The following is a 25,152-nucleotide window of genomic DNA, read 5'->3' on the forward strand; positions in this document are numbered from 1 at the left end:
ATGTTAATTGCGTTTTTCTTTAAGCTTCGCGAATACCGCTTACCAGTTAGTTTGCGAGAGCTACTTGATTTGATCAATGCGCTCAAGCAAGGGGTTATTTTTGCAGACGTTGACGCGTTTTATTACTTAGCGCGTACCATCATGGTTAAAGATGAAACCCATTTTGACCGTTTTGATAAAGCCTTTGCTGATTACTTTAGTGGAGTCGCTGACCTTGATCTTCTCGAAAGCTTAAAACAACAACATGCCTTGCCTGATGATTGGCTGCGTAAAGAGTTTGAAAAGCATTTAAGCGAAGAAGAAAAAGCGCAATTACAAGCCATGGGCGGCCTTGATAAACTCATGGAAACCCTCAAGCAACGCCTTGAAGAGCAACAAAAGCGCCATGCTGGGGGTAATAAGTGGGTGGGTACTGGTGGCACTTCGCCATTTGGCGCCTATGGTTATAACCCAGAAGGTGTGCGAATAGGTCAAGACGGTAATCGACATCGCCGTGCAGTGAAAGTATGGGATAAACGCAGCTACCGAAACCTTGATAGCGACCGTGAAATAGGTTCTCGCACCATTAAACTTGCTCTTAAAAAACTGCGTAAATTTGCCCGCACTGGTGCCAGCGATACACTCGATCTAACCGAAACTATCCGCGCAACGGCAAAGCAAGGCGGTATGCTAGATGTAAAAATGGCTCCAGAGCGCCACAATGCAGTAAAAGTATTGATGCTGTTTGATATCGGCGGTTCAATGGATGATTACATTCATACCTGTGAAGAGTTATTTAGCGCTGCACACAGCGAGTTTAAACACCTTGAGTTTTACTATTTTCACAACTGTTTATATGAACATGTTTGGCAAGACAACGAACGTCGCCACTCAAATGTGATTGATACCATGACCTTGATTAACAAGTTCACCAGCGACTACAAGGTGATCTTTGTTGGCGATGCCACTATGGGGCCCTACGAAATAGCCTACCCCGGTGGCAGCGTAGAACATTGGAATGAAGAGCCTGGCAGTGCCTGGCTAAATCGCATAACTAATCACTTTGATAAAGTCGCTTGGCTCAACCCACAACCTGTTGAACACTGGCGCTATTATCAATCGATTGATTTTATAAAGCAGCTAATGGACAACCGCATGTACCCACTCACGCTAGACGGGATTAGTAATGCCATTAGGGAGTTGAGTTAGAGCCGTCAGCTGACGGCTGAAAGCTGATAGCTCCCTTTACATTACCTTCCAAACCAAAAACACCAGTGCAAAGCCAACTAAATAAAGCAAACCCAGCCAGCTTAGGGTACGTAATAAGGGTGAGTGATGAATGCTAGGTTTCTGAGCGCACTAAACTAAAGTTCAGCCATGCAAATACGGGAGTCGTTACAAAAGCGAGGGTCATTGCAAAAGTAAGCATTGGCCCAAGGGCTGATTTAAAAAATAAAATCACTGCCATGCCAGCAAATGCTTGCAGTAATAACCACATATTTAAACTATGTTTAGATTGTTTAATCGATAGCAGTTTATGCGACTCATTTAATGTTCTGGCGTAGCCGTCAAGCACTGTTAGCGTAGTACCAAACATACATAAAAAAGCGATACCCGAAACCAGCGGCCTTGCCCACTCGCCCATAGTGAGGGCATACATATCAATTAGCTGCTTAGCAAAGGCCACGCCACCTAATTGCACAGCTTGTGCTTGGCCATATTGCACTAATACACCTAGTGAGAAAAACACGAGCGCCAGTGCTGCGGTAAGCCAGTAACCCAAATTAAAATCAAACAAGCCTTGTTGTTTTGTCACCGCTTGTTGCTGCTGCTTTTCTTTTAGCCACAGTGAGCTAATTGCTGATATTTCGATAGGTGCAGGCATCCAGCCCATCAAAGCAACCATAAAGCCAAGCATGGCAAGTTCATAAGGCGACGGGCCCACATAGTCAACAGACGCCGCTGTTCCATTATTCATAACGCCATTATTAATCGCTACTATCAACGCAGCTACTGTTGTAACCGTTAGCAGCCCCATAATTAGCTTAGAAACATTATCGAGCGCTTTAAAGTGCCCCAATAACAAAATAAGCAAACATACAGCCAAAATCAGCCAGCATAATAAGGTTACAGAAATAGTAATAGGTAATGCGTAGTGCAGCAGGCTAGCCGTTAATAATAAAACCCCTGCAGTGTTCACCACAGCGGCAACAATATTAAGCGCAATAAAACTATAGAAATACCCAGGCCCTTTTTGCTTATAGCCCTCAACTAAACTTTGCTTAGTCGCGAGTGTGTACTCCATGCCAAATCGAAAGAATGGGTACTTCAATACGTTTACTACAATGATTAGCCAAAATAGCTGCCAGCCGAATAACGACCCTGCTTGTGTTGATGCTACTAGATGTGAGCCACCAATGGCGGCTGTAGCCATTAAAATACCCGGCCCTAGAGCATTTAATTTAGATTGCCAATTTGATACTGCTGATTGCATACGCTTTGTGTGTTTTATTCTTAGTTACAAGCAACTTACAGCGTTTTAGGTGAGATTGGAAGCAGAGCAAGTTAGCAAGTTAGCAAGTTAGCAAGTTAGCAAGTTAGCAAGTTAGCAAGTTAGCAAGTTAGCAAGTTAGCAAGTTAGCAAGTTAGCAAGTTAGCAAGTTAGCAACACTAGACTACCTACCACTTGTGTCAAGTAACTCGCTACTCGTTGGTTTTTTTAATCTGACTTCTAACGACTGATATCTAATATCTCCATTTTTGTTCGGCGTTAAAACGCCTCCTACGTCTCGTATCTCGCAAACTTTACTCTTTCCCCTAGTAACTCGCTAACTTTTTGAATTTCAACCTGAGTGACGGCTGAAGGCTGAATAATAAAACTAAAAAAGCCAAGCGTTTCGCAACGGTTGGCTTTTTTAGGTTAAGTTTTAAGGCTAGTCACTTGGACTGGCGAATTATAATTAGCTCAGATTCATTTCCTGAATGATTTCGTGGGCAATTTCCGGTGTAGTACTGACCGGCTTTTCGTGTAGTTTGGCTTTCATTTGCCCTTTACGATGCTTAAGTGATGCATCTAGTTTTTTTGCGGCACTTGCAATTGCTGGGTACATCACATCATCCTCAGCTTTTACTGATAAACTTGCGCCTTCATAGGTTGTGCTGATCTCAGCTTGATGTTTGTGATGTTCTTTTGAAAGAATAATATCAAGAGATATTAGTGATGGAAAATGGCTTGCAATTTTCGAGAACTTCTCGTTGATGTGCTCTCTTACAGAGTCAGTAACGTCAACATGATGACCAGAAATATTAATCTTCATAGGGTATCCTTTTTTATTGTTACCTCACAGTTAGTATTGGGGGCGAATTGAATTAACACAAGCGAAAATTGCAGATAATTAGTAATTGATTGTAACCACTGATGATTTAGATCATGCGTTGCGGATAAAGTATGCAAAAGCCCGCACCACACGGGCTGTTCAGAGAGGTTAACATCTGCTCATTAAGTGTACGAGCAACAATAATCTGCGAAATCAGTTACCTTGACGCGGAAGGTAACGTTCGCGTCTACATTAAATGAATCTCCCGCCTTCATGGTTTGCCACTGTGTTTCGCCAGGCAGTAATACTTGCCACTCTCCCGCTAGCAGCTCCATGTGCTCTTTTTGATTTGTGCCGAACTCAAATTCTCCTGGCTGCATAAAGCCCAATGTTTTAGTGCTACCATCGGCAAATAGCACAACACGGCTCGAAACTTTTCCATCAAAATAGACATTCGCTTTTTTTACAACACTTACACTGTCAAACTGAGTCATACTTACTCCTGAGATGTTTTGTTATTAACGTATAGACATTGCCAGTTGTCGGTTTAGTATTCAAGTAGGGCTGGGTGAGAAATAATCAAGCCGGATTAGCTGTAAGATCGTACAATTGTTGTAGGACAGGCTTTAGCGCGAGTATCTGAATGGATCGTTTTAATGGAACCTCAAAGAATATGGCTTTAACGCTTTGTAACGCGCCTTGCATCCAAGCTCAAACCGATACCATATTTAGGTATCTATTGGTATTAAGGGCTATATCATGGCTAAAAACACTAGCATTACTTTGGGTGACCATTTTGACAGTTTTATTGCTAATCAACTCCAAAGCGGTCGCTATGGCTCAGCAAGTGAAGTCATACGCGCCGCTTTACGTTTACTTGAAAGCCAAAAAACGAAAATGAACACTTTACGCCAATTACTTATTGAAGGTGAAAATAGTGGAGTTGCGGATTATGACCTTGATTCGTTTATCAATGAATTAGATAAAAATGAAATAAAATGAGGCCATTTTAGTTAACTAACAAGGCAAAATCTGATTTAAAAGATGCAGCCTTGTTTACATCTCGACGCAGGGGTCGTAAACAGCGAAATATTTATCTAAAACAGTTTGATGACATATTCTGGCTATTAGCCGAAAACCCTGAAATTGATAAAGACTGTGACGAAATTCGCGATAGCTACAGAAAATTTCCACAAGGAAGCCACGTAATCTTTTATCGTCAAATCGGCAGTCAAAATATTGAGATTATCCGTATTCTCCACAAAAGTATGGATGTGAATCCAATTTTTGGCGCATAGCCTTCATTTAAAAGGCGAAAGTAGCAAACTCAAATCTGACTTCTGGTATTTAACTTAGAAACATGACTTTTCCCGCCAAATAAATTTCACGCCTACGGTGAGGAATTTTTAAAGCTGACGGCTGAAAGCTGAGAGCTAAAACCGTTAGGTTTCACTCTGCTCTTTAAATCGCCATAAAAAAGCCCGCGCTGTGGTTATACAGGGCGGGCTTTTAAATTTTAGCGGCTAAAGCTTAGAACAAAGCGTTTGCTTTGTTTACGATGTTTTCAACAGTGAAACCAAAGTGCTTGAATAGTTCGCCTGCCGGTGCTGACTCACCGAATGTTGTCATACCTACTACTGCGCCATTTAGGCCTACGTATTTGTACCAGTAGTCTGCGATGCCCGCTTCGATTGCTACGCGGCGTGTTACGCTTGCTGGTAGTACGCTTTCTTTATATGCAGCGTCTTGCTCATCAAATAGATCAGTTGAAGGCATAGATACCACGCGTACTTTTTTACCTTGTGAACGAAGTTCTGCAGCGGCATCTTGTGCAAGCTGTACTTCAGAGCCCGTTGCGATAAGGATAAGTTCTGGCTCACCGTCACAGCTAAGTACGTAACCACCTTTTTTCACATCAGCTAACTGCTGTGCAGTTCGCGTTTGTTGCTCAAGGCCTTGGCGAGTGAAAATCAGTGACGTTGGGCCATCTTTACGTTCAATAGCTTGTTGCCACGCAATTGCAGACTCAACTTGGTCACATGGGCGCCAGTTCACTAAGTTTGGCGTTAAACGCATGCTAGCAATTTGCTCTACTGGTTGGTGCGTTGGACCATCTTCACCTAAACCAATTGAATCATGCGTGTATACGAAGATGCTCGGCTGCTTCATTAATGCCGCCATACGTACTGCGTTACGAGCGTATTCCATGAACATTAAGAAAGTAGCGCCGTAAGGGATAAAGCCTTTGTGCAGTGCAATACCATTCATAATCGCTGACATACCAAATTCACGTACACCGTAGAAAATATAGTTACCGCTTGCATCGTTTGCTTCTAAGCCTTTTGAACCATCCCAAAGTGTTAAGTTTGAACCAGCAAGGTCAGCAGAGCCACCCATGAATTCTGGTAATAATGGACCAAACGCGTTTAATGCATTTTGTGATGCTTTACGAGTTGCTGGGTTTGCTGGGTTTGCTTGTAACTCTTCGATGTAAGCTTGTGACTTTTCAGCCCAATCAGCTGGTAACTCACCATTTGTACGGCGTTTAAACTCAGCAGCAAGTTCAGGGTATGCGCTTGCGTAAGCGGCAAATTTTTCGTCCCAGCTTGCTTCTAGTTGCTTACCTTTTTCTTTGCCATCCCACTCGCTGTAGATATCAGCAGGGATCTCAAATGCATCGCCAGTCCAACCTAGGAACTCACGAGATGCTTTAATTTCGTCTTCGCCTAGAGGTGCACCGTGACAGTCATGGCTACCTGATTTGTTAGGTGAACCGTAACCAATCACTGTTTTACAACAAATGAGTGATGGCTTATCAGTAATGCTGCGAGCTTCTTCGATTGCGGCGCGAATTGCATCTGGGTTATGCCCATCTACATCGCTTACTACGTGCCAGCCGTATGCTTTGAAGCGTGCTGGTGTGTCATCGCTGAACCAACCTTCTACTTCACCATCAATTGAGATGCCATTGTCATCCCAAAACGCAACTAGTTTACCTAGGCCTAATGTACCCGCCAATGAACAGGCTTCGTGAGAAATACCTTCCATTAAGCAGCCATCGCCCATGAATGCGTACGTGAAGTGATCAACAATATCGTGGCCTTCACGGTTAAACTGTGCAGCTAGCGCTTTTTCGGCGATTGCCATGCCCACTGCATTTGTGATCCCTTGACCTAATGGGCCCGTAGTAGTCTCAATACCAGGAGCGTAACCATACTCTGGGTGACCTGGTGTTTTTGAGTGCATTTGACGGAAGTTTTTAATTTCTTCTAGTGGTAAGTCATAGCCACTTAAGTGCAGTAGAGAATAGATCAGCATTGAACCGTGACCATTTGAAAGAATAAATCGATCGCGGTCTGCCCACTCTGGATTCGTAGGGTTGTGCTTTAGATAATCGCGCCATAGTACTTCCGCGATATCTGCCATGCCCATAGGGGCGCCAGGGTGGCCAGATTTGGCCTGTTGTACTGCGTCCATTGATAAGACGCGAATAGCATTTGCAAGTTCTTTGCGTGATGGCATGAATTCTCCTACCTTTATGTATTTGCGCTGGTTGTTTATGAAGCCCCATTCTTACTTATTGTAAGGGTACAGTGCAATTAAAAATCCGCATTAAATGCACCAATTATGGGCGTTTATTAAGAACAATACGTTATTAGTAATTTTAAATGGACGTCTAGGCGTAAAATTACTATGCAAACATATTTGTTTTAGATAAAATACGCCCCTTAATTTTTTAGCGCTATTACCGACGTTTGTGAAGCGCAATATTTGTGAGCAGAAATACAATGGCAAAACATTTATTTACTTCTGAATCTGTTTCTGAAGGTCATCCGGATAAAATCGCGGACCAAATCTCTGACGCGGTTCTAGATGCTATCTTAGAGCAAGATTCTCATGCCCGTGTTGCATGTGAGACTTACGTTAAAACTGGTATGGTGATGGTTGGTGGTGAAATCACAACTAGCGCTTGGGTTGATATCGAAGAAATCACACGTAAAACAGTACGTGAAATCGGTTACACGCACTCTGACATGGGTTTCGATGCTGACTCTTGTGCAATCCTAAACACTATCGGTAAGCAATCTCCAGACATCAACCAAGGTGTTGACCGTGCTCGTCCTGAAGAGCAAGGTGCTGGTGACCAAGGTCTAATGTTCGGTTATGCATGTAACGAAACTGACGTTTTAATGCCTGCACCAATCACTTATTCACACCGTCTAGTTCAGCGTCAAGCTGAAGTTCGTAAAAGCGGTGAGCTTAACTGGTTACGCCCAGATGCAAAATCTCAAGTAACGTTTGCATACGAAAATGGCAAGCCTGTTGGCATTGATGCAGTTGTTCTTTCAACTCAACACTGTGATTCAATCTCACAAAACGACTTAGTTGAAGCGGTAATGGAAACTATCATTAAACCGGTTCTTCCTGCTGAGCTTATCTCAAGCGCAACTAAGTTCTTCATCAACCCAACTGGCCGTTTCGTAATCGGTGGCCCAATGGGTGACTGTGGTCTTACAGGTCGTAAAATCATCGTTGATACATACGGTGGTATGGCTCGTCACGGTGGTGGTGCATTCTCTGGTAAAGATCCATCAAAAGTTGACCGCAGCGCTGCATACGCTGCACGTTACGTTGCTAAAAACGTGGTTGCTGCTGGCCTTGCTGATAAATGTGAGCTACAAGTTTCTTACGCTATCGGTGTTGCAGAGCCAACATCAATCAGTATCGAGACATTTGGTACAGGTAAATTAGAAGAAGCGCGTCTAATCGAATTAGTACGTGAGCACTTCGATCTTCGCCCTTACGGCTTAATCCATATGCTTGATCTTGAGCGTCCTATCTATCAACCGACTGCGGCTTACGGTCACTTCGGTCGTGAAGAGTTCCCTTGGGAGCGCACAGACAAAGCAGACGCACTTCGCGCAGCAGCTGGTCTGTAATAGGTTAGATAAAATAAAAAAGCGCTTCGGCGCTTTTTTTTATTTCTGGCTTATCTGATTTAAAGATAACTTATAATTTTTTCGTAAACTGCCACACCCCAGACTAAGGCTAGAATTAGCAACGCCAATGTCACTGCCGCTGAAGCCATATCTTTAGCACGCCCTGATAATACATGATACTCAATCCCTACTCGGTCAGTCAGTGCTTCTATTGACGAGTTAAGTAACTCGACGATTAATAGTAATAAGTAAGGAATAAACAGCACTAACCAATGATTCAACGACTGTGCAAGCACGACTGATAAAGGTAATAAACACACCCCTAGGTAGATTTCAGAGCGAAATGCGGACTCTTCTTTAAATGCCGCTTTAAATCCTTTAACTGAACATTTAGTTGCTTTAAAAATGCGTCCAATACCAATACCATTTGGCTTATTAACCAAGGGAATTTTTGGTTCTTTCATGCTTTTCCTACTGCTCGCCTTTTAGCAACAAGTGCCACGCTATGCCCATATATTGGTTATATGCGTTGAATGTTGCGTTATCTATTTTTGCAAAAGGTGTGCTTTGTTTGTTGTAACGCACATCATATCGCTGCTTTTCGTTGATCAAATGATATTCATAAATCCCCGAAAAGTCACCTCGCCATAATTGTTGTCCTTTGCGAGCTGTCTGAAAGCCAAAAATTGTCCGGTCTGTTGTTGGTGATAATAGTGATTTACCAACGCTATAGAATGCACTATTTGGCTTTGCCACCAAATTCAAAATAGTAGGAGCAATATCCATATGGCTGGCCAGCTGCGGTTCTGCCTTTAGTTGCTGTATAGCTTGACCATAAAAAACAATGGGTACATGAGTGAGTTCATATAAATTAGGCTGGTCATGAATGTAACGACGGCTGTAATGATCGCCAGTAATAACAAAAAGTGCATCAGGGTATTGCGACTCCATCTTATCAACAAACTCTCCAAGCATATGGTCCGCATACCAAAGGTGGCCAAGTGTATAGGGCGACAAAAGTTCTGAGTTTAACCATCGTAATGCTGAAGGGTAATCATCAATAGACTCCAAGGGGTAGCCATACTGTTTTAAATTTAAATTAAAAGGCCCGTGATAACTGGTTGTCATTACAACATTAAAGGTATTTTCTTTCGCTTTATTAGCAACCAGTTCGAATAGTTGTTGATCATCTATACCCCACACACCTGCTGAACCTTTACCTCCCATGTCTGCTGCTGAATATAATCTATCAACACCTTGTGATTTTGCGTATGTCCCAATATTCTGCCAAGACAATAACCCCCCATAAAAAAACTGGCTGCGATAGCCTTGCTGTTCCAATTGCTCGAATAACGACATTGGACTAGCTGGTTTTTGTGGGCCAATCTTGCTCATATTAACGCCTGCATAAGGAATGCCGGATAAGATGCTTGAAAGCGAGTTCATTGTGCTACTCGCTGCAGGCAATGCATCTGGGAAATACAAACCTTTTTCAGCCAGTTTTTGTAACTGTGTTGTAAGACCTAGCCCAAAATACTTTTCTTGCAATGGCCACGAATCATAACTTTCCATTATGATAAGAAATATTCTCGATGGCTGCGTAGTAAGTACGCCAGTTGTAGTATGCTTTAAATTAATTAGCGGTTCGCTAATAGATTGATCATTAGCTAAATAAGGATTCTTGGAGTTAGCGCCATGACTCTGAAGTTCATTATAATCTCTGATTGCGTATATAAAGCTTCTCAACGGATTTATGACTAAGTTATTGGCGAAAGGATCTGGTGTCACTGCAGACCATTTGCGCATTGCAGGGCGAGATTCAAAAGACCCTCTTACAGCACAAATTGTTAAAACAACCATGATTATAACAAGCACTGTGCGCTTGACTTTACAATCCGTAAACAAATTACTCAGCACATGAAGCTGATGCCGATTAATCCAATTGCAAATGTTAAATGAAAAATACAATAAAACACATAATGTAATGACACTACCCCATGGTTTATATTGCATAGCGACTGTCTTGAGAATTGCGGCCTGATCGTCATGCAGCCCTTCAAACATGAAGTAATTAAACTGACTACCATACTCAGCTATGTAGGTCACACTAACAACACATAGTAACACGCTTAAACTAAGATATATCTGAGCACTGTAATGACGAACACTAGCAACCCAATGCGATTTTCGAATTGGTTGTAAGAAACAGTTAAAAATAAATGGAATTGCTAAGCAAACACCAGCAGCAGCAGAATCAAAGGCAAAGCCTGCTTTTAATGTCGTTGCAAATGTATCGAGTGTTAAAGGACTACTAAGATGGTCATAAAAATAGAATAAGAAAAACACTCTAAATGCCATAAATAAAGTGACACCAGCTAGCCATAACATTGCCAACCGAGTATTTTCCTCAACAAAGGCATACCACCGACTTGTAGCAAACGGCTTAAGTTCCATAAATACAATATCCCTGTAATAAAAACGAAACAGAGTGTACTTAAAAAAGGAACGAATTCAATCAATCTATTGTAATTATATGTAATATTTTTGTATTACTACTCAAAATGAGGGCATGAACCGATACGGCTGGGTGATTTGATACGAGAAAATTGATTATTAGCTAATTGTTCTCGGAGTGCTTCTAGAGTTTTATAGACGCTTTTTAACGACACTTTATTACTTAACCAGCGGGGAATTGAGCCACTTGGATCTGCATAGGCTTGATGGCGTACCAACAAATTGCTTTGTTGCTCTTCTAAACGCCAATAAGCGGTAAGGTCTTTAATACGCACAATGCCTGCAACTTCGGCTTTTGCATACGGTTGGCTTTTGATTTGTAACTCTGTTTTGTGTTCATCCAAAGCATGATAACAAGAGTAACTCACTAAATCTCGGTCTGACACCGGCCAAGGCGAATTAAAATGGGTGTAAACAAGCGTTTCCGAGGGGCTTAAGCGCTCCATTAAAGTCACGCTTTTTACATTTTCAAGCCAATTTGGTGCATTGTCGGTATCACTTAACAACGCCATAAAGTCACTTGCTTTGGCATTTTTAACCAGCACAGAGGCATTAATTTCTACAATGCCAGAGTCGTGTTTTTTATAGCTAACTTTAATATCGTCTTGCTGTTTGTAAGTTTTCCATTCGATAGGATTAGCAAATGCCGATAAACTCAACCATGCTAACCCAATCCATAGGCCAAAGCGCATTGATTTACAGCCAGTAAGGGTCTGTATTAAATGAAGCGTGGCGACTTTGCTCCATTGCACTCACTAAAAATTCAGACTTTTGATCAAGCCATGATTGAATTTTTGTCAGCTCTAAGTCGTCTTGTCCTGCACATAATTGCTTTAAGTACTCAAGGGTACTTAATTCATAAATACCATGCGAGATATCGACCCACGGCATACGAAACTCATTTCGATCCTCTCTATCGAACAAAGCCCCTAAGCAGTTGCCGCTAAGTAATGAGTTTTCAAGACGCGTGCGCAGTGCCAAATAATCTTTATCTGTAAACACTTGCTGATCAGGAATGAGCTCGTGCATGTCGTGCCAATCTTTAGCAAATAAACGCTTAGCAATATCGGCAACCGGTTTTTCCGCAGCCTGAAACTCAGCTTGCCCCCATGATTTGCGCCATTGCTTTTCAATTAACCACGTCGTTAGCTGTAATAGCAAGCGGTTGTACCGGGTGCTATGGAATAGTGTTTCAATATCGTCAATGCTTGGCTGTAGTTCTTTTAAGTCATTAATAACCTGTGTGAGCTCTGGCGCACTGTTGATTTTTTTGTAGTATGCATGGCGCTTTGAGGTGTACGTTTTTAGCTGAATTGCATTTTCAACCCAAGCTAATTCACTTAATAACCACTTTAACTCAGTGCGCAATGATTCAGTGTCGTCTTTGCTAACAATGTCGTCAAAAAGCCAAAATGTATGACGAATTAAACGAATACCGTCGGTCACACGCTTAAGCGTTTTTAAACTCGGTTTAATGAAGTAACACGCTTCATGTTTTTGTACAAAACGAATCGCGTAGTTGATACTTTCGATTAATGCTTGCTCTTGCGTAGCATCACGTTTTAACGGCACAAAGCCGATTGATTTACTTGCTTTTAATGGCTTGTCATCGGCAAGCCCATAACCACGTGCAGCTTTAGAATAAAGACCTAAGCGAACATGACTCTCACTAACTAATTTATCCGCTAATGCAAACAGTTCATTGCGGCTACCTTCGATAAGTTCGATTTCAAGTTCAGAAATTGGCTCAACCTGACCCGATGCAGCAACTTCACCTTTATCTAACACCACTTCAATTTTTGCACCATTTTCGGTTTCGAGTAACCATGTACGGCGAATGAAATTTGTACTAAAAATTGGGTATAGATTCTCAGCAATGGCAGACACTTGCATTCCATGCGGCCAAATAGCGGCATCAAAAGCAAGTAAATCAGGGCGATTACCTGTGAGTGGCAAGTTGTATTCAGGGCGCTGATGAAGACCACCAACCACTTCGCCGGCAAGTTTGATGGTTTGCTCACAATCACTATCGCAACAACGAGTACGTAGGCCAATATCTAAAGCACGTAATTCTCGGCTTGGCGTATCGTAATAAGCATTTTGTAAGCTTCGCGACGGTTTATTAGTAACGGTTTTTGCAAATTGGGTAATTAATGCGGGGATCAGTGGAACAACGGCATCTGACACCAAAAACTTCAGTTCTATCTCAGTATCCATTCGTTTTGCGGAGTACATTTAAAATAAATAAGTGCTCAAAATAAACAAAGCAGCTACTTAATGCAAATTTTTTCCTGATTTTTGCGACCAAGTCTAATCACGGATTACAATATCAGCCTTGCTATTGATAGTTGAAATCCCTACTATCTCTATACTTAAAGAAATTATAAATTTAGCCACTTCTAGGCAAGATCACATTAACAAGGTAGATTGATGTTAAAACAGTGTATTTTTGGGTTGCTCCTTGCGGCCACCTCTTTTATTAGTTACGCAGAAGAAGCGCCAAGCAGCGACAGCCAAAACACCGCCTATATAGTCGATAACCTGTACACCTTTATGCACTCTGGTCCAAGCAAAAACTACCGTATACTGGGCTCAGTCGATGCAGGTACACAAGTTATGTTGTTATCGGATGAAGATAATGGTTACTTTAAAATTCGTGATGATAAAGATCGTGAAGGCTGGGTAGAAGCAAAATTCGTAACCGAAAATGCAGGTATCCAACAACAATTTCAAGCCCTAAATAATGATATGACGTTAATGCAAGAGCAACTTCGTCAAGCAGAGATTGAGCTGCCGCAATTACAAGAACAAAATAGAGCACTGACAGATCAAAACCTAGCACTTAGCAAGCAAATCGAAACCCTTAAGAACACCATCGAGTCTGAGCGTAATGCAAAACAAACCGCAAGTGCTAAAGAGAAACGCCAGCTATTAACTTATGGCGGTGCCATTGCATTTATTGGTTTACTGTTAGGCATTATCCTAACTGTAGTGTTATCTCGCCGTAAACGCTATGACGGCTGGGCATAACCGGTAAAACTGCAAAAAAGCACCTATTGGTGCTTTTTTTGTATCTATATATCGAATCTAAGTCCGGTATCTTGTTTAATTTTTTCGATAACCATATAAGTATGATGTGTACCAACCCCCGGAATATCAACTAAATCTCCAAGCACTTGGCGGTATTCATCCATATCTGAGACTCGCACTTTTAATAAATAGTCATAGCCACCAGCAACCATGTCACATTCAACGACTTGAGGAATATTTAAAATATACTCGCGAAACACTTTAAAAACAGATGTATTAGATGTCACCAAGGATACTTGCACGTGCGCTAACAAGCTCTGGTTAAGTTTACCTTCGCTAAGCTTTGCGTAGTAGCCTTCGATGTAGCCTTCTTGCTCTAAACGTTTTACACGGTCTAGACACGGGCTTGGGCTCAGGTTTACCTGTTTTGCGAGGTTTACGTTCGATATTCTGCCATTTTTTTGCAGAGCGTCTAAAATTGCTAAATCGATGCGATCTAACATGCGTAATCTATTCGGACTGGTCATAACAGAATTTTATGCGGCTAAGTTAACGGTATGCCCTGTAAATTATCGTAAATCGAAAAATTTAACCAGCATATTCTGCTGGATTTTAATTAGAATGCACGAATTATATCAATGGTAAGAAATGCAATTAGTTCATTTTTTAGACTCCACACACCAGAGGGTTACATATGCTATTTAATGGCGATTTGACAACTGAATGTCCAATTAGACAAAAGATCCGTGATTTCTACCGTATTGACGAAAATGCGGTTATTGATCACATTTTGCCTTTGGCTGAAGTAGGCGTGAAAGCGCGTAGCCGAGCGTGGGAACGTGCTCGTCAAATGGTTTTAAATATCCGTCGCGATCAGGATGGTCAAAGCGGTGTAGATGCACTATTAAATGAGTTTTCACTTTCAAGTGAAGAAGGCGTTGTTTTAATGTGTCTTGCAGAAGCACTATTACGCGTTCCAGATAAAGCGACGCAAGAGTCACTAATTCGTGACAAACTTGCTAAAGGTGACTGGAGCTCTCATTTAGGTAGCAGCGATTCTTTATTTGTAAACGCCTCATCTTGGGGTCTGTTAGTAACCGGTAAAATGGTTAATTACAGCGACAAATCGAAAGAGCAACAGTTCGGTGTGCTTAAGAAAACAATAGGTCGTCTAGGTGAGCCTGTTATTCGTAAATCTGTGAACTTCGCGATGAAGATCATGGGTAAGCAATTCGTTATGGGTCGTACTATTGACGAAGCAATTGAACGTGCAGCGGATAAAGAGCAAAAAGGCTACGTATATTCATACGATATGCTAGGTGAAGGCGCGCGCACCATGAAAGATGCTGAGCGTTACTTCCAAAGCTATATGACTGCTATCCACGCAATTGGTAAAGCGGCAAATGGCCGTGGTCCAATCAAAAGCCCGGGTATCTCAGTTAAGATATCTGCAATTCACCCGCGCTATGAATTCACTCATCGCGAGCGTGTTATCGCTGAAATCGTACCTAAATTAAAAGAGCTTGCGCTTGCAGCGAAAAGCTACGATATCGGCTTTACTGTTGATGCTGAAGAAGCTGACCGTTTAGATATCTCACTAGATGTGATTGAAGCAGTATTTAGCGATGACGATTTAGGTAACTGGAACGGCTTTGGTTTAGCAGTTCAAGCATATCAAAAACGCGCTATTTTTGTGGTTGAGTGGGTTGCAGAACTTGCTCGTCGCGTTGGTCGTAAATTAATGGTTCGCCTTGTAAAAGGCGCATACTGGGATACCGAAATCAAAACGACTCAGCAAGATGGTTTAGATCACTACCCTGTATTCACACGTAAAGCGACCACTGACGTTTCTTACAAAGCGTGTGCTATCAAACTACTTGAAGCTCGTGATGTTCTGTATCCGCAATTTGCTACTCACAACGCATATACTGCAGCAACAATTTTAGAAGTCGCGAAAGGCGACAACGAAGGTTTTGAGTTCCAACGCTTGCACGGTATGGGCGAGTCATTATTTGATCAAATCGTTGAGAAAGAAAAAATTCAATGTCGTGTTTACGCACCAGTTGGTCAGCACGAAGACTTACTTGCGTACTTAGTACGTCGTTTATTAGAAAACGGTGCTAATTCATCATTCGTAAATGCGATAGTTGATACCACAAAGCCTGTTGAATCACTATTACCTGATCCTGTCGAAACGCTGCAAGGTTTACGTAATAAATACAATACGCAAATTAAAATGCCAATTGATTTATATGGTGAAGAACGTGCTAACTCAAAAGGCATGGACTTGACTGACATCAATGTAATCACACCATTTAAAGAAAACCTTGATACGTGGTTTGAAGAGCATCGTATTGAATTAAGCGATGTGCCTGAAGGTTCTATCCCTGTGAAGAACCCTGCAAACCATAAAGAAATCATTGGTCATGTGAAATTACAATCATCAGAAGAGATGACTGCACTTTTAGAAAATGCAGAGAAAGCATTTGAATCATGGTCACAGACACCTGTTAAAGAGCGCGCAAACTTACTACGCCGCGTTGCTGATATCCTAGAGCGTCACCACGATGAACTTGTCGCTATTTGTATTAAAGAAGCAGGTAAAATTACCCAAGATGGTATCGATGAAGTTCGTGAAGCAGTGGATTTCTGCCGCTACTACGCAGCACGCGCTGAGGAACTATCAGAAGATGAACGCTTTGAAGCGCGTGGTGTGATCTTATGTATCAGCCCATGGAACTTCCCGCTTGCAATCTTCTTAGGTCAAGTTGCCGCAGCAATCGTAACTGGTAACACAGTTATTGCTAAACCTGCTGAGCAAACCAGCCTAATTGCTCTTCGTACCATTGAACTTATGCTATCTGTAGGTTTACCAGAGCATGTTGTACAACCTGTTATTGCTCGTGGTAGCGAAGTAGGTAAAACTATCGTTCCTGATGAGCGAATTCAAGCTGTTATGTTCACAGGTTCTACAGAAACAGGGACTCTCATTTCGCAAACACTTGCTGCGCGTAACGATATTCAAGTACCGCTTATCGCTGAAACCGGTGGTCAAAACTGTATGATCGTTGACTCAACAGCTCTACCAGAACAAGTTGTTGATGATGTGATCAGTTCAGGTTTCCAAAGTGCTGGTCAACGCTGTTCTGCACTACGTGTATTATTCTTACAAGAAGATGTTGCTGATGGCATCATTGAGATGCTTAAAGGCGCTTTAAAAGAGCTTCACGTTGGCGACCCTTCATTACTTTCAACGGATATCGGTCCTGTTATCGACGAAAAAGCACTTAAAAACTTAACTGACCACGTTGAGTACTTAAAAGGTAATGCAACACTTCACTATGAATGTGCAATTCCTGATAACAGCGAAAACGGTGCTTATTTCTTTGCACCTCGTTTATACGAGATCAAAGATTTATCGGTGCTTAAACGCGAAGTTTTTGGCCCGTGTGTACATATCATCCGCTTCAAAGGCACAGAGCTTGATAATGTGATAGATCAAATCAATGGCACTGGCTTTGGCTTAACCATGGGTGTGCACTCACGTATCGAAGAGCGCTGCGAGTACTTAGCGAAAATGTCACGTGCAGGTAACGTTTACATCAACCGTAATATGATCGGTGCGATTGTTGGCGTACAACCTTTCGGTGGCCGTGGTTTATCTGGTACAGGCCCTAAAGCCGGTGGCCCTAACTACTTACAACGTCTTGTGAAAGAAAAAGCATCACCAGATAACGTACAAATGACAAATCTAACACCTGATGAGTTAGATACTCACCACTACTCAGGTGCTGCTGAGCAAGTTGCTAAGCTGATGGATAACTCATTACGTGATGAAAAAATCTGGCGTGCAACACCACTTAACGACCGAGTTTCTGCTGTTCGTCAATTACTTGCAAAAGTAGCGACTGTTGAAATCATTGATGAACTTGCTGATGACTTAGCGTTAACCTTAGCTGATGCACGTGCACAGCTTAACCGTCTTGAAAAACACATGCGTAAACACACTGTGTTGCCTGGGCCAACGGGTGAGTCTAATACGCTGCACTTAGAGCCTCGTGGTTGTGTAGTTTGTTATGCCGACAAGAGCACATCGTTTAACTTCTGGGCAATTTCAATTATCACAGCATTAGCTGCTGGTAACACAGTAATCACGGTTGCTTCTGAGTTATTCTTTGATGAAGCAGTTGCATTTAGAGATAAGTTTATTTCAACAGGTATTGCTGAGGGTGTATTCCAAGTTGCTAAACCTAATCAGTTACAAGCAATTTTAGCACATCCTCACCTTGCTGGTGCTGTTGTAGCTGCACGCTCATCACGTTTAGGCTACTTCAGCCAGCAGCTAGCACAGCGTAAAGGTGCGATTCTGCCAGTGATCAGCTCAGAGTACTACGACACGCTAATCAAGCGTTTATTAACTGAGAAAACAATTAGTGTTGATACAACCGCATCTGGTGGTAACACATCACTAATGACATTGGTTGAAGACGACGAGTAATCGTATTGATTAAAGGAAATTAACCCCTCCTGAGCTAAATAAAAGCCCTCGCAATTGCGAGGGCTTTTTGATTTTTAAAGATACCTTTTCATTATTCTTGTTTACCGAGATACAGATTTTCTGCTAGTTTTATAGTATTGAACTCGATTAGAAGTAAAGGCCTTGAAAACACTCCCTATCAATCAACTTAAGCCGGGCATGTTTGTCCAAAGTGTAACGAAACAGACTGGCAAGATCCGTATTAAAAACCAAGGTTGGGTAAAAACACAGGGAAGCATAGACAAGCTGATCAAGGCTGGCATATTAGAAATAGCTATCGACCCAAACAAAACACTGACTTTAGACAGTGAGAATAAAGTGGTTGAGCAGCAAAATAATCCACAACCTGCTGACGACACCACTGCTTTTGATCCCTGGCACACCACTCATAGTGTGTCGGCAGAAATGAGTAAGGCAAATAGCTTATATAACGAAGCAAAGTCATTACAAAACAAAGCCTTTGACGATATACGTGATGGTAATAAAATTGATATAGCTCCTTTTAAAGACCTAGCAAACGGTTTTATTGATTCGGTTTTTCGTAATCAAGACGCCCTCGCCTGTATCACTCGTATGCGTGAGAAAGATGCTTATCTACTTGAGCATTCAATCAACGTAACAATTTTAATGAGTATTTTTGCCAAACATTTAGGGATAGAAAGATCGATAATCCAAGAAATTGCCACAGGTGCATTACTGCACGACATCGGCAAAATTAATATTCCGGATGAAATTCTCAATAAGCCAGGCAAGTTAACAGATGACGAATATAAAACCATTCAAGATCATGCTCGCTTTAGTAAAGAGATTTTAGAGCAAGCAGGCTTGAGCGGGATTGCTGTTGATATAGCTGGCTTCCACCATGAGCGCCTAGATGGCAGTGGCTACCCATTTGGTAAAAGCGCTGATGAGATAAGCTTGTATGTGCGAATGGCATCGATTGTTGATGTCTATGATGCATTAACCGCTGAGCGGGTCTATAAAGCTGGTATGGAGCCAATAAAGGCGTTTAAGATACTTAAAGATGGCTGCCCAGATAGCTTTGATGGAGACCTAGTAACCAAATTTATACAGTGTATCGGTATTCACCCTGTTGGCACCTTGGTAAAACTTGAAAGCCAAAAATTAGGAGTGGTAACACGTAGTAACCCTACCAGCCCATTAAAGCCCTCTGTAAAGGTTTTTTATAATGCCAAACATGCACACTATACCGAAGTACAAGATATCGATTTAGCAAACAGCCGCTGTCACGATAGCTTAGAAGCAGCTGTCAGACCGACTGACTTTAATATCGATCTGATCCGCTTCTTTAAGAACTCTATTTTACCTTAGCCCTTAGTAAGACTGGCTACTCAGGCCAGTCTTGTAATGCTTTTAATGTAAACTCATAACCATCGTAGCTTAATAAAGTTTGCTCTGGGGTGATTTCCACCACAGATAAAACGCCGATGTTATCTCCTTCATATAACTCTCGGCCATTAAGCTTTATCCAACGCTTAGACGTTTCTGAAGCATAGATGTGTGCTTGGTATTTAATTGTTGGAATAAGGCTTTGTAATGCATCTGGCAAGAGTTCAATAGGCTCTGCATAGGACGTGTTTTTAGTACTTCGAGTAATATCGACACTACGTTTGCTGTCAACATCTTCAACAGCCTTAGCAAAAGCGTCTTTCAATGTATCTGGCACATCTCTTAACTCATCATTGGCTGATGATGTAGAAACAGGTTGAACTGGCTGACTACCGAGTGGTTTACCAAGCACCTTATATTTACTTAAATCGACACCGTTACTACTCATTTGTTGAGGATTAATTTGCTGCATTGGTTGCGAGAACTGTGGCTGTGATTGATACGCAGGCTGATTTTGGTATACCGGTTGCTGGTACTGAGGTTGTACTTGATAGCCTTGATTGGCGTACACAGGAGCTGAATTAACTGGCACTTGCACCCATTGATATTGCTGACCTTGCACCGGAACTTGCTGCATCATTTGTTGCTGTACCGCTGCTTGTTGCATTACTTGACCTTGCTGAATCGCAGCTGCTTGTCCTGCATTATTTGTAGCTTGCTGAGGTTGAATTTGTGCTACTTGCTCTTGTTTAGCAGGCTGTTCGTTTTCAGGGCTTGTCTTAATCTCAGTCGAGGTGCTTTCGGTCACTTCATTGTTGTTATTAACGACCTTTGGCTGCTCGGCAAATGGTTTAGTTTTCTGTAACCATTTACCAATCGAAAATCCAGCCATAAGCGTTAATATTGCCGCTAGTAATAGGCCAAATAAAAAAGCTAATCGACGATAACGTTTAAGTTCTTGCTGTTGTTTGAGCGCTAGTGCAGCTTGATCGTGATCAACCGCGGTTTGTTCGTGCTGACCAGACTGTTTAATTGCATCTAATAATAATGACATAAATGTAAACTCGTTATATTAGGTAGGATAAACCAATACCCATCCCTAATACGGCTAAAAATGAAACTGGATAAAGCCAAACATAACTCGGCTCTTTATTTTCTACTGCAGCAACAGGAGTGCTGGTTGGCGGTAGTGCTTCGGCGGCAGAGCGCATCACAAGCTCACTGTCAATACTCAGTTTTTGTTGAGAAAACGCGCCGACTAGGCAACGCTCACACAGTAAATTGATTAACCTTGGAACGCCTTGAGTAACTTGATAAATCGCTTTTAATGCATCACCCGAGAATAAAGCTTGTTCTGTCCCCGCTTTAAACAAACGATGCTTAACATAGGCAAACACTTGCCCTTCAGTTAGTGGCAATAAGTGATAACGCGCAGTGATTCGCTGAGCAAGTTGTCTTAATTCAGTGCGTTTTAGTAGCTCTTGAAGCTCCGGTTGCCCTACTAACACAATTTGCAGCAGCTTCTTATGATCTGTTTCGATATTGGTTAACAGCCGCAACTGTTCTAACACATCTGGCGCGAGTAGTTGTGCTTCATCAATAATTAAGATGGTATGGCCGCCTGCTTGATTATTTGCCTCAAGGTGTTTTTTGATTACATCAGTGAGAGTCTTTAAGGTCGCATTAGTGCTGTCATAGTCGATATTCAATTCATCACAAATACTGGCAAGCAGTTCAAGCTGTGACAAAGCAGGGTTATGAATTTGTGCTACTTGAGTATTTTCAGGTAGCTGCTCTTGCAGGCTTCTCGTTAGTGTTGTTTTACCTGTACCGACTTCACCTGTTAATAAAACGAAGCCACCCGCTTCACCTAATCCGTAGGTAAGGTGTGCTAATGCCTCTTTATGACGCTCACTAATAAATAAATACTCAGGATTTGGGGCAATTGAAAAGGGTTTTTCTGACAAGCCAAAATAGCTTAAATACACCGTGTTATTCCTTGCGTTTAAAATCACGGTCTATAATGGCAAAAAACCTCGCTACTTAAAACCTTGTTTACATTTTATTGGTTAAATAACGTAAAATAGCCAAAAGGCAAAATTAGAGGTGTTTTATGCAGGTTTATTTAGTCGGTGGCGCAGTCAGAGATGCCCTACTTGGTCGTGACATTAAAGAGCGTGACTATGTGGTGGTTGGCGCAACGCCTGAGCAACTTATTAGTCAAGGCTATCAACAAGTTGGTAAAGACTTCCCGGTATTTTTACATCCTCAAAGTAAAGAAGAATACGCGCTAGCTCGCACCGAGCGAAAACAAGGCCAAGGCTATAACGGCTTTATTTGTGATTTCGCGCCGGATGTGACACTAGAGCAAGACTTAATTCGCCGAGATCTCACTGTAAATGCCATTGCACAAGCTGAAGATGGCAGCTTAATTGACCCTTTTTCTGGCCAACAAGACTTAGAAAATCGCTTACTTCGTCATGTTTCTGATGCCTTTAGTGAAGATCCATTGAGAATATTACGGGTAGCCCGTTTTGCCGCTCGTTATCATTACCTAGGTTTCACTATTGCTCCAGAAACCAAAGCTCTTTTAATTGATATGGTGAAGGCGGGTGAACTTAACACTCTCACCGCTGAACGAGTGTGGTTAGAGTGCGAAAAGTCTCTCAGTGACGGTGCATTTAGCGAGTTTCTAAATGTGCTTGCTAGTATTGGCGGTCTGCATGTCGTAAGCGCGGAGCTTGAAGAAAAGTGGTGCGATGAGCTTTACAACACGCTACAAGCACGCTTTGCCTATGCTAATAAACTGCAAATTAATGACATTGCAGTGTTATTCAGTCAAGTCACCTTATCGCTTTCAAGTGACGAGATAAAGACCATTGCAACTAGCATACGCTTACCTAATGAAGTACGTGATTTAGCGCTATTTAGTCAAATACATCAAACAACGTTAAGCGCAGAAAAACCGACTAGCGAGGCTATTTTTAGCAGCTTTAATCAACTTGATTTATGGCGTCGCCCAGAACGCTTTGAACAGGTATTAAAGGTTTTAGAGGTTAGTCATCAACAGTCAGTTGCCTGCTATGAGTCAATAATAAAAGCAGCAGCGCAAGCGCGTGCAGTTAATCCGCAGCAGTTTATTGCGCAAGGTATTAAAGGGGCAGAAATAAAAACCGCGCTTGAGCAAGCGCGGTTAGAGGTTATTAAAAATTACTTTTCGTAGCGCACCAAACGCAAATAAACATCAGATGTTTTTGCATGAAGGCTATTTATGCCTTTATCAAATTGATACACCCAAGCAAGATCAGTGCGACTGATCCCTGAAGTGCTACTCCAATAGTTTTGCAGCTTAGTTGATAAAAACGCCGTTTCGTTAATACTAGGCTGCACACAACTGTGCTCTAAAATGCTTGCTAACTCCTTAACATTTGGCACATGCCAATCGCTGTAATCAGCAAAGGTTGCATTTTCAGCCCCGCGCAGTGCCTCACCCCAGGTAAGTTGCTGGCTGGTCCCTTCACAGGTATCCGTTTCACTATTATAGCTTTGACCAAATGTACAACGTTGCCACATAAGGCCCGTTGCGCTGTCGCTGACTGTACCATCTTCGTTAATCACAAAACGGCTATCAGGGGTGGTCTCTGTGACGGCGTTATAACATACTTGCGCTGCGACATAACCCGATTGCAAAGCAATAACGGTAAGTGCGGTAATTAAAGGTAACTTTCGCATATTACTCTCCCGGCGTTCTGACTAAGCGCACAAAGGCGGTGTTATTTTTGGGGTACGCTAAATCATTAGCACTACTCATATCAATAATATAGGCCTGCGATAGACTTGTACCATCTGCCGCTGTTTGTGAGGTCCAATATGGCATAAACGAACTGCTACTAGTACTTAGCTGAGTATCACTAGGCTGATTAGGGAAAAAGTCTGTATTAAGTAACGTAGACTCACCTTGTTTGGCATAATCTAATAGCCCTAATAATTCAGTGTAAGTGGGCACACGCCAGTTTGTACCACCGCAAAAGTCGCGGCTATTTACATCATCAATATAAGTTTGCAAGCCACAGTTACTAGTACTTGGGCATGAAGAGCCCGCAGCCCCTTGCACACTGCCAGTTTGCACTCCAGTTGAACCATTTAGATACCAAGTATAATGATTTGATCCAGCACGCTCGGTGGTTGACGGTGGCAATGTTGAACTTGCTTCTTTCACTTCCCATATTAGCCCTGTCACGTTATCGCGTACGCAGCTAAAGCGAGTAGCATCATCAGGTAGTTCATCGGCAAATTCATTCATTTTCGTAAAATCAAACGCCAAGTCACCCTGACCAACTTTATCGAGTTGATTTGCGACGCTGTCACGACCTATATCAGCATCTTGGCTTGGAAAGTCTTCGCTGTCACAATTAATTTTTTGTGAGTTGTTGTAGCAATCACTCATGCCGGTATCATTAATTAAACCCAGAGGTTTTGGACTTATATCTATAATCACAATATCCGTGTCGCTACGTGATTTACTATCTGTCACGGTAACTTCAAAGCTCAGCTCTGAATCGGTATCAACATCAGGAGCGACGAAAGTTGTGATACATTGGTTCTGGTTTGCCAAAGTCACTGTTTCGCCTGTTAATTGCTGCCAAAAACATGATTTTGTTGCCGTCACGATTTCACTATTGCTAGCATCAAGCGTCACGGTATCAAACTCAATAACTTGTTGATCAACGCCCGCATCAGCAATAATTACTTCAACCGTTTTATTTAATGTAAACGACGCTTCAGTACTTGCTGAACCACCTTCATCGTCAGTTACAGTCAAGCGCCAAGTCATCGCTGTATTTGATTCAAGTAGTGGGTGAGTGAAACTAATGGTTTGCTTGTCGTAACTATCAGCCGTTAATTCAGGACCATCAAGTTGAGTCCATAAGTAGCTATCAACCGAACCATTTTCATCGATATCAGCAGACTCTTCGCCACTTAATGTAATCACATCATTGTATTGTGATGGTAACTCTTCTGGCGCGGTTTGAGTAATCACTGCAACAGGCAGTTGATTATTAGAGGTAATAAAAATACTAACTTGATCGGAAACAAGTTGCCCATCAGTTTGATAATTTACTTTTAAAACAAGTTCAGAGTCGAGTTTAATATCAGGAGCGGTAATGGTTTGTTCTGCGCCTTCAGCTGGAAAACCTTCTACTGCTGGGCCACTGACTCGCTCCCAGGTAAAAGTGCCATCTGCTGGAGAGCCTTTGGCAGAGACAGTAAATTCACTTTTTTCAATAATTTGCTGATCTGAGCCTGCATTAACTGTTGCTGCGACTGGATTCGAATCACTCGAACCACCACCGCCGCCACAGGCTGTTAATGTCGTTAATGCAACTAGGGTAAGAGGCACTAATCTCATGTTTACCACCTTAAAATGCAAAGTCGGTCATGGCCGACTGCCAAATAAGCTAATAACAAGCAATTAAAGTGCCAG

Annotated in this window: 19 protein-coding genes and 2 pseudogenes; 8 read left to right on the plus strand and 13 right to left on the minus strand. The window is 42.0% G+C overall.

Translation table 11 applies throughout. The features are described from left to right. Nucleotides 1-1,188 carry a VWA domain-containing protein gene (locus tag HYD28_15535; GenBank protein ID QLE10252.1) on the plus strand — a complete coding sequence of 396 codons (1,188 nt, stop codon included), beginning with the start codon at nt 1-3 and terminating at the stop codon, nt 1,186-1,188. 36 nt (nt 1,189-1,224) lie between these two features. Here the strand turns inward: HYD28_15535 and HYD28_15540 are convergent. From HYD28_15540 to HYD28_15550, 3 genes and pseudogenes are all read right to left on the minus strand, one after another. Further along, nucleotides 1,225-2,473: pseudogene (locus HYD28_15540) on the minus strand (divalent metal cation transporter). Nucleotides 2,474-2,939: 466 nt separating this feature from the next. Continuing rightward, nucleotides 2,940-3,296 (minus strand): ribosome-associated translation inhibitor RaiA, encoded by a 357-nt coding sequence (raiA, locus tag HYD28_15545; protein QLE10253.1) that lies wholly within the window; start codon nt 3,294-3,296, stop codon nt 2,940-2,942. 182 nt (nt 3,297-3,478) lie between these two features. Further along, the gene (locus HYD28_15550) at nt 3,479-3,790 is read right to left on the minus strand and encodes a pyrimidine/purine nucleoside phosphorylase (protein QLE10254.1); all 312 of its coding nucleotides are present in this window, start codon (nt 3,788-3,790) and stop codon (nt 3,479-3,481) included. A 265-nt stretch (nt 3,791-4,055) separates the two neighbouring features. Here HYD28_15550 and HYD28_15555 point away from each other — a divergent pair, with 265 nt between their 5' ends. Both HYD28_15555 and HYD28_15560 read left to right on the plus strand, forming a co-directional pair. Further along, nucleotides 4,056-4,298, plus strand: coding sequence for a type II toxin-antitoxin system ParD family antitoxin (locus tag HYD28_15555; GenBank protein ID QLE10255.1), 243 nt, complete (start codon nt 4,056-4,058; stop codon nt 4,296-4,298). Beyond that, a pseudogene (locus tag HYD28_15560) lies at nt 4,295-4,594 on the plus strand (type II toxin-antitoxin system RelE/ParE family toxin). The gene HYD28_15555 and the pseudogene HYD28_15560 overlap by 4 nt, the downstream one beginning before the upstream one ends. A 232-nt stretch (nt 4,595-4,826) precedes the next feature. Here HYD28_15560 and tkt read toward each other — a convergent pair. Then, on the minus strand, nt 4,827-6,818 hold the full coding sequence (gene tkt, locus HYD28_15565) for a transketolase (GenBank protein ID QLE10256.1): 1,992 nt from the start codon (nt 6,816-6,818) through the stop codon (nt 4,827-4,829). Nucleotides 6,819-7,084: 266 nt separating this feature from the next. Between tkt and HYD28_15570 the strand changes: the two genes are divergently transcribed. Further along, a complete protein-coding gene (locus tag HYD28_15570; GenBank protein QLE10257.1) occupies nt 7,085-8,236 on the plus strand; it encodes a methionine adenosyltransferase in 1,152 nt (383 codons plus the stop codon). 59 nt (nt 8,237-8,295) lie between these two features. On the opposite strand, the gene HYD28_15575 is transcribed toward HYD28_15570, so the two are convergent. The 4 genes from HYD28_15575 to HYD28_15590 form a co-directional block, all read right to left on the minus strand. Next, entirely contained in the window at nt 8,296-8,700 is a 405-nt protein-coding gene (locus tag HYD28_15575) for a diacylglycerol kinase (GenBank protein QLE10258.1), read from the minus strand. 7 nt (nt 8,701-8,707) lie between these two features. After that, entirely contained in the window at nt 8,708-10,690 is a 1,983-nt protein-coding gene (locus tag HYD28_15580; GenBank protein QLE10259.1) for a sulfatase-like hydrolase/transferase, read from the minus strand. 98 nt (nt 10,691-10,788) lie between these two features. Continuing rightward, complete coding sequence (locus tag HYD28_15585) at nt 10,789-11,442, minus strand: hypothetical protein (protein ID QLE10260.1); 654 nt, start codon at nt 11,440-11,442, stop codon at nt 10,789-10,791. A 4-nt stretch (nt 11,443-11,446) separates the two neighbouring features. After that, nucleotides 11,447-12,967 (minus strand): CYTH and CHAD domain-containing protein, encoded by a 1,521-nt coding sequence (locus tag HYD28_15590; GenBank protein ID QLE10261.1) that lies wholly within the window; start codon nt 12,965-12,967, stop codon nt 11,447-11,449. Between the two features lie 213 nt (nt 12,968-13,180). Here HYD28_15590 and HYD28_15595 point away from each other — a divergent pair, with 213 nt between their 5' ends. Beyond that, on the plus strand, nt 13,181-13,780 hold the full coding sequence (locus tag HYD28_15595; GenBank protein ID QLE10262.1) for a TIGR04211 family SH3 domain-containing protein: 600 nt from the start codon (nt 13,181-13,183) through the stop codon (nt 13,778-13,780). A 44-nt stretch (nt 13,781-13,824) separates the two neighbouring features. Here the strand turns inward: HYD28_15595 and HYD28_15600 are convergent, their stop codons facing one another. Continuing rightward, nucleotides 13,825-14,307 (minus strand): winged helix-turn-helix transcriptional regulator, encoded by a 483-nt coding sequence (locus HYD28_15600; GenBank protein ID QLE10263.1) that lies wholly within the window; start codon nt 14,305-14,307, stop codon nt 13,825-13,827. A 167-nt stretch (nt 14,308-14,474) separates the two neighbouring features. Between HYD28_15600 and putA the strand changes: the two genes are divergently transcribed. Next, nucleotides 14,475-18,278: a bifunctional proline dehydrogenase/L-glutamate gamma-semialdehyde dehydrogenase PutA gene (gene putA, locus HYD28_15605; protein ID QLE10264.1), complete on the plus strand. Its 3,804-nt coding sequence runs from the start codon at nt 14,475-14,477 to the stop codon at nt 18,276-18,278. A gap of 162 nt (nt 18,279-18,440) precedes the next feature. Continuing rightward, nucleotides 18,441-19,649: an HD-GYP domain-containing protein gene (locus tag HYD28_15610; protein ID QLE10265.1), complete on the plus strand. Its 1,209-nt coding sequence runs from the start codon at nt 18,441-18,443 to the stop codon at nt 19,647-19,649. A gap of 16 nt (nt 19,650-19,665) precedes the next feature. On the opposite strand, the gene HYD28_15615 is transcribed toward HYD28_15610, so the two are convergent. Together HYD28_15615 and HYD28_15620 are read right to left on the minus strand one after the other, a co-directional pair. Continuing rightward, nucleotides 19,666-20,721, minus strand: a complete 1,056-nt coding sequence (locus HYD28_15615; protein QLE10266.1) for a general secretion pathway protein GspB — start codon at nt 20,719-20,721, stop codon at nt 19,666-19,668. A gap of 13 nt (nt 20,722-20,734) precedes the next feature. Continuing rightward, nucleotides 20,735-21,655 (minus strand): AAA family ATPase, encoded by a 921-nt coding sequence (locus HYD28_15620; GenBank protein ID QLE10267.1) that lies wholly within the window; start codon nt 21,653-21,655, stop codon nt 20,735-20,737. A 125-nt stretch (nt 21,656-21,780) separates the two neighbouring features. Between HYD28_15620 and HYD28_15625 the strand changes: the two genes are divergently transcribed. Further along, nucleotides 21,781-22,890 carry a tRNA nucleotidyltransferase gene (locus HYD28_15625; protein QLE10268.1) on the plus strand — a complete coding sequence of 370 codons (1,110 nt, stop codon included), beginning with the start codon at nt 21,781-21,783 and terminating at the stop codon, nt 22,888-22,890. Here HYD28_15625 and HYD28_15630 read toward each other — a convergent pair. Both HYD28_15630 and HYD28_15635 read right to left on the minus strand, forming a co-directional pair. Next, nucleotides 22,878-23,399, minus strand: coding sequence for a DUF1566 domain-containing protein (locus HYD28_15630; GenBank protein QLE10269.1), 522 nt, complete (start codon nt 23,397-23,399; stop codon nt 22,878-22,880). The two genes, HYD28_15625 and HYD28_15630, sit on opposite strands and share 13 nt — an antisense overlap. A 1-nt stretch (nt 23,400) precedes the next feature. After that, nucleotides 23,401-25,077 carry a DUF1566 domain-containing protein gene (locus tag HYD28_15635; GenBank protein ID QLE10270.1) on the minus strand — a complete coding sequence of 559 codons (1,677 nt, stop codon included), beginning with the start codon at nt 25,075-25,077 and terminating at the stop codon, nt 23,401-23,403. Nucleotides 25,078-25,152: the final 75 nt, after the last annotated feature.

The sequence above is a fragment of the Pseudoalteromonas shioyasakiensis genome (assembly GCA_013391845.1).
Classification (GTDB): domain Bacteria; phylum Pseudomonadota; class Gammaproteobacteria; order Enterobacterales; family Alteromonadaceae; genus Pseudoalteromonas; species Pseudoalteromonas apostichopi.

What these genes read in the sequence shown, in the direction of transcription:
- HYD28_15535 (QLE10252.1), top strand. Translation starts at nt 1, where the DNA reads ATGTTAATTGCGTTTTTCTTTAAGCTTCGCGAATACCGCTTACCAGTT.
- raiA (QLE10253.1), bottom strand. Translation starts at nt 3,296, where the DNA reads ATGAAGATTAATATTTCTGGTCATCATGTTGACGTTACTGACTCTGTA.
- HYD28_15550 (QLE10254.1), bottom strand. Translation starts at nt 3,790, where the DNA reads ATGACTCAGTTTGACAGTGTAAGTGTTGTAAAAAAAGCGAATGTCTAT.
- HYD28_15555 (QLE10255.1), top strand. Translation starts at nt 4,056, where the DNA reads ATGGCTAAAAACACTAGCATTACTTTGGGTGACCATTTTGACAGTTTT.
- tkt (QLE10256.1), bottom strand. Translation starts at nt 6,818, where the DNA reads ATGCCATCACGCAAAGAACTTGCAAATGCTATTCGCGTCTTATCAATG.
- HYD28_15570 (QLE10257.1), top strand. Translation starts at nt 7,085, where the DNA reads ATGGCAAAACATTTATTTACTTCTGAATCTGTTTCTGAAGGTCATCCG.
- HYD28_15575 (QLE10258.1), bottom strand. Translation starts at nt 8,700, where the DNA reads ATGAAAGAACCAAAAATTCCCTTGGTTAATAAGCCAAATGGTATTGGT.
- HYD28_15580 (QLE10259.1), bottom strand. Translation starts at nt 10,690, where the DNA reads ATGGAACTTAAGCCGTTTGCTACAAGTCGGTGGTATGCCTTTGTTGAG.
- HYD28_15585 (QLE10260.1), bottom strand. Translation starts at nt 11,442, where the DNA reads ATGCGCTTTGGCCTATGGATTGGGTTAGCATGGTTGAGTTTATCGGCA.
- HYD28_15590 (QLE10261.1), bottom strand. Translation starts at nt 12,967, where the DNA reads ATGGATACTGAGATAGAACTGAAGTTTTTGGTGTCAGATGCCGTTGTT.
- HYD28_15595 (QLE10262.1), top strand. Translation starts at nt 13,181, where the DNA reads ATGTTAAAACAGTGTATTTTTGGGTTGCTCCTTGCGGCCACCTCTTTT.
- HYD28_15600 (QLE10263.1), bottom strand. Translation starts at nt 14,307, where the DNA reads ATGACCAGTCCGAATAGATTACGCATGTTAGATCGCATCGATTTAGCA.
- putA (QLE10264.1), top strand. Translation starts at nt 14,475, where the DNA reads ATGCTATTTAATGGCGATTTGACAACTGAATGTCCAATTAGACAAAAG.
- HYD28_15615 (QLE10266.1), bottom strand. Translation starts at nt 20,721, where the DNA reads ATGTCATTATTATTAGATGCAATTAAACAGTCTGGTCAGCACGAACAA.
- HYD28_15625 (QLE10268.1), top strand. Translation starts at nt 21,781, where the DNA reads ATGCAGGTTTATTTAGTCGGTGGCGCAGTCAGAGATGCCCTACTTGGT.
- HYD28_15630 (QLE10269.1), bottom strand. Translation starts at nt 23,399, where the DNA reads ATGCGAAAGTTACCTTTAATTACCGCACTTACCGTTATTGCTTTGCAA.
- HYD28_15635 (QLE10270.1), bottom strand. Translation starts at nt 25,077, where the DNA reads ATGAGATTAGTGCCTCTTACCCTAGTTGCATTAACGACATTAACAGCC.